Source organism: Mesorhizobium sp. M8A.F.Ca.ET.021.01.1.1 (assembly GCF_003998025.1).
Taxonomy (GTDB): Bacteria; Pseudomonadota; Alphaproteobacteria; order Rhizobiales; family Rhizobiaceae; genus Mesorhizobium.
On the sequence record NZ_RZSJ01000312.1, the window covers coordinates 1 to 6,952 of the forward strand.

The window sequence follows — 6,952 nt, forward strand, 5'->3', positions numbered from 1 at the left end:
CATCAACGACACAGCTGATGGCGAACTCCCTGCGATTCAGGCTATCAGCCGCAACCAAGAACGTAAAGGGAACGAAAAAGGCAACCGTGCAACTTCAGTTGGCAGCGCTCGGATCGTTCTCCAGCAGGATCGGCTTGCCATGCGGCGTGGCATGCGCGGCGCGCTCCCAGGCCAGCGCCATTGCATCGACATCAGGCTTGGCGGCCAGCCCCTTCGACGCCAGCAGGTTTTCCAGCGCCGCCAGCCAATGCTCGTAATAGTCATGGCCGTCCGCCGCGGCATCTGGCTTCTTCACCTCGGCCGATAGGGCATCCGCCCATTCGCTCCACGAAAACAGGCCCTTGTCGTGCAGCGCCACCGTCATGGCGAAGGCCTCGGCCTGCCAGGGCTCGGCAAACACCGGTGCGTCGACGCCAGCGGGCAAACCGGCGGCGGACGCCTTCGCTTCAGGCCGGCTCAAGATAGCTCTCCCAGGCGTCGATCGAGACGGTCAATGTAGGGTCGGCGCCCTCGCCCCAGATCTCGCTCCCGTCGAAGACCACGGTGTAGACCCATTGCGGGTTCTCGCCTTGCCCGTGAGCGTTGCTGTCGGGAAAGACGAAGCCGTCGCGCACCGCCTCGATCGTGCCCTGCTTGTCGCGCGCATAGCGCGGCAGTCTGGTATGGCCGGTCGGGTTGAAGTTTTTGGTCCGCACCGGATCACCAGCCTTGAAGCGCGGCGCGGTCTCGACCGGCCGGTCGCACGGGCCGCCCTTGGCCAGCACGGCCGGGACATTTTCCGCCTTCAGCACTCTTTTGGGCGTCGCCGCCGGATCGATCGCGTCGGCTGCCCTGAGGTCGCGCTCGCTGACGAAGCCGTGCCGCTTGAGCAAGGTCTCCAGCGCCTTGATCCAGATCTGATAGTAGCTGGAGCCATAATAGTCCGCCGGATGGAGCGATTCCCGCGCATGCCGGCTCTCGTCGATGTTCCAGGCGCCCATGGCGCCGGCGCACAGCGTCACGCCAAGCGCGCGGCGCTCCCAGTTGGCATGGAAATAAGGCTCGTTCTTCTCCGGGGCGACCGGGCCGAACCCCATCTGTCCTCCAAGATCCTGGGGGCCGTTCATGCGGGCACCCCCTTATCCGGCCCGTGGGCCAGCGCGGTGCCGATCATGGCATCGCGGCTTACCAGCTCGGCCAGCCGCTCCTCGCTCCAGCCTTCGGTGCTTTCCGGCCGCATCGGCACGACGAGATAGCGCAGTTCCGCCGTCGAATCCCAGACGCGTATCTTCGTCTCGGCCGGCAGGGAGAGCCCGAATTCCTCGAGCACGCCGCGCGGATCGATCACCGCGCGCGACCGATAGGGCGGCGCCTTGTACCAAACCGGCGGCAAGCCGAGCACCGACCACGGGTAACAGGAGCACAGCGTGCAGACGACGAGGTTGTGGGTGTCCCCGGTGTTGAACACTGCCTGCATGTGTTCGCCCTGGCGCCCGGTATAGCTCAGCGACTCGATCGCCGCCGTCGCATCGCGCTTCAGCCACTCGGCATAGGCGGAATCGTTCCAGGCCTTCGCCACCACCCTGGCGCCGTTGCGTGGACCGATCTTGGTCTCGTAGGTATCGACGATGACGTCGATCGCGGCTGGATCGATCAGCCCCTTGCGGGTCAGGATAGTTTCGAGCGCCCGAACCCGCGCGGCAAACGGATCGAGTTCGTTGTCGTGGTCATGATCGTGGGACATGACGGCAAATTACGGTTCCGACCCGTCGGCCGCAAGCTCCATGGCTTGGGCCAACGGGACCGGAGCTTTGTCCGTCTGCTACTCGGCGGCCGTCTTCTGCGGCTCGCCCGCGATGTCGTCATTGGTGCCGAACAGCGAAGGCTGATCGCCATCCTCGACCACATGCAGCTCGGCTTTGCGCTTCGGCATGAGCCCGGCCAGCCAGCCCGAGAAATTCTCCATGTAGACATAGATCACCGGTGTCACGAACAAGGTCAGCGCCTGCGATGCGAGCAGGCCGCCGACGACGGCGACGCCCAGCGGCTGGCGCAGTTCCGCGCTGGCGCCGGTGCCGAGCGCGATCGGGAACGTCCCCATCAGTGCCGCCAGCGTCGTCATCATGATCGGCCTGAAACGCATCAGGCAGGCCTTGTGGATGGAGTCCGTGGCCGACATGCCTTCTCGTCGCAGTTCGAGCGCGACGTCGACCATCATAATGCCGTTCTTCTTGACGATGCCGATCAGCATCAGGATGCCGATCACCGCGATGACGGACAGATCCATGCCGGCGAAGCGCAAGGCAACGACCGCCCCGAGCACAGCCGACGGCAGGCCGGTCAAGATGGTGAGCGGGTGGATGAAGCTCTCATACAGAATGCCAAGCACGATATAGATGGTCAGGATGGCGCCGCCGACCAGCAGGCCCTGGTTGGCGAGCGAATCCTGGAAGGTCTTGGCCGTGCCGGCGAAGGTGGTCGAGATCGCCGCCGGCATGCCGATCTGCTCCTTGAGCTGGTCGATGCGTTTCACGCTGTCGCCGAGCGACACGCCCTGCGGCAAATTGTAGGAGACGGTGACGGCCGGAAGCTGGCCGAGCTGGTTGACCGTCAGGGCGCCGGCCGTGCGGTCGACACGGGCGAAAGCGCCGAGCGGGACCAGGCTTCCACTCGCCGTCCGCATCTGGATGGCGAGCATCCTCTCCGGCGACCATTCGATCTTGGGATCGAGTTCGGTGATGACTTCGTAGCTGTCGGCCGAGCCGAAGATCGTCGAAACCTGGTCGGTACCGAACCCGCCATAAAGCGCGGAGCGCAGCGTGTCGGTGTCGATGCCGAGTTGCGCGGCCTTGTCGCGGTCCACCACCAGCGCCGCCTGCAGCGCGTTGTTCTGCAGGTCGCTGGTGACATCGGCGAAGTTAGCGTGGTCGGCCGCCATCGCGTCATTCATCTTCTGAGCCCAGATATCGGTCAGGCCGGTATCGAGGCCCTGAACCACCAGCTGGTAGGCGCTGGCCGACGAGCGCGAACCCAGCCTCAGATTCTGCACCGGCTGCATGTAGGTTTCGATGCCCGCAACGCCGGCCAGGTGCTTGCGCAGATCCGCAAGCACCTTCTCGATATCGGGACGCTGGTCCTTGCCCTTGAGCTGGACGAAGAGCTGTCCCTGGTTGAGCGCATTGTTGCCGCTGCCCGCCGACCACGCCACATGGTCGACATAGGGTGATTTCGAGAACACGCTGGCCACCTGCCCTTGCAGCTTGGCCATGGCGTCGAACGAAATGTCCTGGCGCGCGATGGTGGTCACCGATATCTGGCCGATATCCTCCTGCGGGAAGAAGCCCTTCGGCGAGACCTCGATCAGCCACACCGAGGCTGCCGCGGTGCCGATGAAGACGAGGAACACAAGGAAGGTGTGCCGCAGGCAGAAGCTCAGGATCCGGTCATAGCCGCGCGTGATGAGATCGCGCTTGTGGCCGGCGCCATGCGCCTCGCGGTCGGCCTTGGTCACCGACAGCAGCCGCGAGCACAGCATCGGCGTCAATGTCAGCGACACGAACATGGAAGCCAGGATGGCGACGGTCACCACGACGGCGAATTCGTTGAAGATGCGACCGATCACGCCGCCCATCAGGAGCACCGGGATGAACACCGCCACCAGCGAGATCGAGATCGAAATGATGGTGAAGCCGATCTCGCGCGCGCCCTTCAGCGACGCGTCGAAGGCCGACAGCCCGTCCTCCTCCATGTGGCGGAAGATGTTTTCCAGCATCACGATGGCATCGTCGACGACGAGGCCGACGGCGAGCGTCAGGCCCATCAGCGAGATGTTGTCGATGGAAAAGCCGAACAGGAACATCGCGCCGAGCGTGGCGATCAGCGAGATCGGCACCGCCACGGCCGGGATGATGGTGGCCGTGACGCGGCGCAGGAACACGAAGATCACCATGACCACCAGCACGATGGTCAACAGCAGCGTGAACTGCACGTCGTCGACGGCCTGGCGGATCGAGGTCGAGCGGTCGTTGAGCAGCTTGATCTGGGCGGCGGCCGGCATCTGGTCCTGGAAGGACGGCAGCATCGCCTTGACCCGGTCGACGACGTCGACCGTGTTCGCGTCGGGTTGGCGCTGCACCGCCATGATGATGGCGCGGGTGCCGTCGTACCAGCTTGCGGTCGTGGTCGTCTGCACCGAATCGACGACGCGGGTCACCTCGCCCAGTCGCACTGGATGACCGTTCTTGGTGGCGATGATGAGGTTGGAGAAGCCGGCCGCGTTGGTAAGCTGCGTGTTGGCGGTAATGGTCAGCTGCTGCTTGTTGTTCTGCAGCACGCCGAGCGGCGTGTTGCTGTTGGCCGAAGCCACAGCCGCCTGCAGCTGATCGATCGAGATGCCCCGCGCGGCAAGCGCGGTCGGATCGATCTGGATGCGCACGGCGTATTTCTGCTGGCCGAAGATCGAGACCTGGGCCACGCCGTCGATGGTCGACAGCGATGGCGAGATGACGTTTTCGGCGAAGGCGTCGAGGTCGGTCAGCGGAACCGTATCGCTGACCAGCGACATGAGCAGGATCGGCGCGTCGGCCGGATTGACCTTGCGATAGCTCGGCGGCGACGTCATCTGCGGCGGCAGCGATTTCTGCGTGCGCGCGATCGCGGCCTGCACGTCGGCCGCGGCCGCGTCGATGTCGCGGTTGAGGACGAACTGGATGGCGATCGAGGTCTGGCCGAGCGAGTTGGTGGTCGAAATGGAATCGATGCCGGCGATGGTCGCGAACTGCTTGATCAGCGGCGTCGCCACCGATGTCGCCATGGTCTCCGGCGAGGCGCCGGGCAGCGATGCCGAGACGTTGACGACAGGGAATTCGGCGCTCGGCAGTGCCGCGACCGGCAGGAACTTGTAGGCGAACAGCCCGCCCAGCACGAGGGCGAACGACATCAGGAGCGTGGCGACGGGCCTGCGAATGCAGAATTCGGAGATCATTGGGCCGCCCCGCCGGCATTGGTCGCCTGGGCCACTTTGGGCGCGGCCTCCTTGCCTTCATGCACCGCGGCGCCGTCCTTCAGCCGTGTCTGGCCTTCGGTGACAACCTTCTCCCCGCTTTTCAGCCCTTGGCCGATGGCGCTGTTTTCGCCCTCGGTCAGCGCCACCTGCACTGGCCGCATCTGGACGGTGTTGTCCGGCTTGACCACATAGACGAACGGCCCCTTCTGGCTGGGCTGGACCGCGACGGTGGGAACCGAGGTCATCTGCGGCATGATGCCGGCGTCAAGCACGACGTTCACATATTGGCCCGGCCACAAGGAAAGATCCGCATTGGGAATGCTGGCCCGCGTGGCGATCGTGCCCGACGCGGTGTCGACGCTGGAATCGACGAAATCGAGCGTACCCTTGCCGATCGGCCTCGGGTCGCCGTTTTGGGTCAGCGTCACCGCATTCTGCTGCGGATTGGCAAGCGCCTTGTGCAGCAGCGCGAGGTCGCGTTCCGGCAGATTGAAGTTGACCTGCAGCGGATCCATCTGGGTGATGGTCACCAGCGGCGTCGCGGTGCTGCTGTTGCCATTGCTGACCGTGACGAGATCGCCGACGGCGACGTTGACCGCGCCCAACCTGCCCGAGATTGGCGCGGCAATGGTGGCAAAGCCAAGCTGGACATTGTCGGCGTCGATCGTCGCCTTGTCGGCATCGACGGTCGCCGCCGCCGCCTTCTGCGCGGCAACGGCCTGGTCGTAGGTCTGCTGCGTCCCGGCCTGCTTGGCGACAAGATCCTTGGCGCGCTGAAGATCGGAATTCGAACTGGCAAGCAGCGCCTGGTCCTTGGCAAGCGTGGCCTGGTCCTTGGCCAGCTGCGCTTTCAGGGCGCGGTCATCCAGTGAAAACAGCACGTCACCGGTCTTCACCATCTGTCCGTCCTTGACGTCGATCGACACGATCTGGCTGGAGACGCGGGCGTTGATGTTGACCACGGCCGGAGAGGAAACGAAGCCGATGGCATAGCGGCGGATCGGAAAGTCAGCTGTCGTTGCAGTCGCCGAAACGATAGAGGCCGAACGGGCGCCGCCATTGCCGCCGCTGGCCTGTTTGCCGCCTGCCGGCTTGTCGGCCGCTGGCTTGTCTGTCGCGGCGACCTGCTTTGTGCCGATGAGCTGCTGAGCCTTGTTCAGCGCTTCCGGCGACAAATAGAGCCAGGCCGCGCCCGCACAGGCAATCGCCAGCAATGAAAGAAGGACTTTTCCACGCATCGACAAAAGACCTCTCCGTCCGACACGCCATAGCCAGGTGGTCGTATTCTAGCGCAATTCACGGCTCACTGCCGCGATTTCGCCGAATAGATAGGACGGGCGTTTGTCGGAAAAGGGCCAAAACACGGCATTACGAAGATTTAATGTGCACTGCACAATAGCTGTGCAGCCGGCTATCGTTTAGGGCCGAAGGCCCGATTGGCCCCGAAAATAGCCTCCGAAAGGGTGGAGCGGGCCGTAGCCTAGCGCAGCATCGGCCAAAGCGTCGCCGCCAGCAGCACGCCCATGGCGATGTTGAACCATTTCAGCCGCACCGCATCCGACAGGAAACCACGCAGCGCCGTGCCGAACCCCGCCCACACCGAGACGCTGGGAAGATTGACCACGGTAAAAGCCACGCCAATCAGAATGACGGACAGGAACGGCCGTTCCGGATTGGTGTAGACGGCCATCGCGGTGATGGCCATCACCCAGGCCTTGGGGTTGACCCATTGGAAAGCCGCCGCATCGACGAAGCGCATCGGCCGCGCATTGGTCTCACCCTTGCCGCTGAGCGAGCGCGACATGGCGATCTTCCAGGCCAAGTAGAGTAGGTAGACGGCACCGGCGATCTTCAGCCCGGTGTGCAATGCCGGAAACGCGGTCAGCACCGCGCCCAGGCCGAAGCCGACGGCGAGCAACAGGACGAGAAAGCCGATGCTGATGCCCAGCATGTGCGGCACTGTCCTGG

6 protein-coding genes are annotated in these 6,952 nt (G+C 64.3%); all 6 read right to left on the minus strand.

Annotation, left to right across the window (positions count from 1 at the left end; translation table 11 throughout):
- Window positions 1–94: 94 nt before the first annotated feature.
- Window positions 95–460 carry a nitrile hydratase accessory protein gene (locus EOA36_RS22015; RefSeq protein ID WP_189553302.1) on the minus strand — a complete coding sequence of 122 codons (366 nt, stop codon included), beginning with the start codon at window positions 458–460 and terminating at the stop codon, window positions 95–97.
- Window positions 447–1,106: a nitrile hydratase subunit beta gene (gene nthB / locus EOA36_RS22020; protein WP_127279409.1), complete on the minus strand. Its 660-nt coding sequence runs from the start codon at window positions 1,104–1,106 to the stop codon at window positions 447–449. Before nthB ends, EOA36_RS22015 begins: the two co-directional genes overlap by 14 nt.
- Window positions 1,103–1,723, minus strand: a complete 621-nt coding sequence (gene nthA, locus EOA36_RS22025; RefSeq protein WP_127279410.1) for a nitrile hydratase subunit alpha — start codon at window positions 1,721–1,723, stop codon at window positions 1,103–1,105. The genes nthB and nthA overlap by 4 nt, the downstream gene beginning before the upstream one ends.
- Before the next feature lie 78 nt (window positions 1,724–1,801).
- Window positions 1,802–4,963: an efflux RND transporter permease subunit gene (locus EOA36_RS22030; protein ID WP_127279411.1), complete on the minus strand. Its 3,162-nt coding sequence runs from the start codon at window positions 4,961–4,963 to the stop codon at window positions 1,802–1,804.
- The gene (locus tag EOA36_RS22035) at window positions 4,960–6,222 is read right to left on the minus strand and encodes an efflux RND transporter periplasmic adaptor subunit (RefSeq protein ID WP_127279412.1); all 1,263 of its coding nucleotides are present in this window, start codon (window positions 6,220–6,222) and stop codon (window positions 4,960–4,962) included. Before EOA36_RS22035 ends, EOA36_RS22030 begins: the two co-directional genes overlap by 4 nt.
- Window positions 6,223–6,464: 242 nt before the next feature.
- Window positions 6,465–6,952 (minus strand): LysE family translocator (locus EOA36_RS22040; protein WP_145969253.1); only part of this gene is annotated, 488 nt, incomplete at its 5' end.